Origin of the sequence: Streptomyces carpinensis (assembly GCF_002154505.1) — a bacterium.
In the GTDB taxonomy this organism is placed as follows: Bacteria; Actinomycetota; Actinomycetes; order Streptomycetales; family Streptomycetaceae; genus Streptomyces; species Streptomyces carpinensis.
Genome location: NZ_MUBM01000627.1, coordinates 1 through 2,350 on the forward strand (window position 1 = coordinate 1; position 2,350 = coordinate 2,350).

The following is a 2,350-nucleotide window of genomic DNA, read 5'->3' on the forward strand; positions in this document are numbered from 1 at the left end:
CTGGCCCGGCGCGCACGGGCCGACACTGGACGCCCGAAGACACGCGGAAGCAGCCTGATCACAGCGCTGGCGCGAGCGGAAGCCGACTGACAGGGAGCCTATGATCGTGACTGAATAGCGTCAATGCGGCGTCCTTTCCCGTGCGTTACTGGTGTGGCCTCACGTCGCTTGCAAGGTGCCTCCCGCGCGATGCGGGCTCTCATCGGTGCAGCGGCCCCCGGTCTGTTCGCAACGGGCTCGGTCTCCGACCGGCGGATCTGTCCCGTGCGGGGGTTGCTGAGCGTCCGTCAAAGGCACAATGCGGGACGAACGATGTGCCGGATGCACCGCGAACCCCATTGGCCCCGGGCGTTTCAGTCACCGGCGTTTCGGCCAATCCTCACCGCCCGACGGCGGCTCCAACGCGGCGATCGCCCGAAAGACCCCTTGCCGCTCAAGGGGACTCACACGTCTGGAATCGAGCGCGTTCGAATCTCGCAGTGCGTCGTTAAGCCGTGCACGCCGAGCCACCCAGGCGCGGCACCGGCCCCAAGGAAGGATGCAGGTGACTGTGACTGACGCCTCGACCGAACACGCAAAGACGCCGCCCCCTCCACCACCGGCCACCATCACCTTCGAAGGCAAGTACGGCAAGAACCCGCTGGCAGAGGCCAGTTTCGCCGCCATGTGCCGTCGCCTTCCCACCGTGCTCCGGCACACGGCGCGCATGGCCTGGTCGGTCGACAGGCCCGGCGTCGTGCTCCTCCTCATCTGCCAGTTCCTCACGGGTGCCACGGCCGCGATCGTCCTCGCGTTCACCGCTCGGGCCATGACCCACATCCTGGGAGCCGGCACGGTGCCCGAACGCCTGCACGGCGCGCTGCCCTCTCTGATCGTGGTCACGGCAGCCGCGGGCCTCGGCCGAGTCGGCAGCGCCGTGTCCTCGTACGCCGACGGCCGGATCACTCCCCTGCTGACGACCGAGGCGGACATCGCGCTCGTGGCCGCCGTCTGCCGGGTGGAGGCATCCGCGTTCGGCGAGGACGGTTTCGCCGACCGGCAGGAAGCCGCCGAGGTCGGCGTCACCAGGACCAGGTTGATGGTGCAGGACGCACAGCGGTTCATGGCCGCCCTGATCCGCATGATCGCCGCGAGCGGCGTCATCACCGCCCTGCACCCACTGATGCTTCCCCTGCTCCTGCTGGCCGTGCTCCCGGCCGGCGTCGGCGCCGTGCTCTCCGCCCGCGTCGACTACGAGACCCACTACCTCAACGTGGGTGACCGCAACGTGCGCTCGATGATGCGCTGGTGGGCCACATACTCCCGGTACGGTGACGAGGTCCGCGCCAACGGCATGACCGGCTACCTGGTCTACTGGTACCGCGCCCTGTCCGACCGCATCGACCGGCGCACCCTCACCGCCGCGCCCCGCATGCTGCGCATCGTCCTGGCGACCAGCGCCCTGGGCGGCGTGTTCCTGCTCGGCACCTGGGCCACGCTCGCCTGGCTGGCCACCACCGGCCGCGTCGCCCTCCCGGTCGCCGCCACCGCGGTCGTCGCCGTGCAGACCACCCTGGGCGCGCTCTCGCAGTTCGTCATTCACGGCGCAGCGATGTTCCATACCTCGCTGTACCTGGCCGACATGCGCTCCTTCCTCGACATGGCCGAGGAACGCGCACCGAGGCGCGGCGAGCTGACCGTCCCCGAACACGTGGAGGAGATCCAGCTCGACGAGGTCGTCTACCGCTACCCGGGCAAGGATGAACCCGCCGTCGACGGTGTCTCGCTCACCCTGCGGCGCGGGCAGATCCTGGCCGTCGTCGGCGAGAACGGTTCGGGCAAGTCCACACTGGTCAAGCTCATCATCGGCGTTCTGCTCGCCGACAAGGGCCGCGTCCTGTGGGACGGCACCGACCTCGCCCACGCCGACCCCGACGCCGTATGGAAACGCACCGCCCTCGTGCCCCAGAACTTCGCGTGCTGGCCGCTGCGCACCCGTGAGAACATCACCCTCGGCCAGCCCCGGACCCACGACGACCAACCGGTGTGGGAAGCGATCGACGCCGTGGGCATGCGCGAGGCGGTGGAGAAGCTGCCCCGGCAACTCGACACCCTCCTCGCCAAGGAACTGTGGGGCGGGGCCGAGCTGTCCGGCGGCCAGTGNNATCGCGGGCGAACGCATCACGATCATCGTCACGCACCGCCTGGAGAACACCAAGATCGCCGACCACATCGTGGTCATGGAAGAGGGTCGCATCACCGAACACGGCCGCTACGAGGATCTGATCCATGCGGGCGGGACCTTCTCCGACCTCCTCCGCCTGTCCCAGGAACGCTGAGCGCCGCCCCAGGCAGCACCCGCTCCCCCGCC

Annotated in this window: 1 pseudogene; it reads left to right on the plus strand. The window is 69.3% G+C overall.

The window, feature by feature from the left end:
- Positions 1–538: 538 nt before the first annotated feature.
- Positions 539–2,318: pseudogene (locus BZY54_RS47255) on the plus strand (ATP-binding cassette domain-containing protein).
- Positions 2,319–2,350 lie beyond the last annotated feature (32 nt).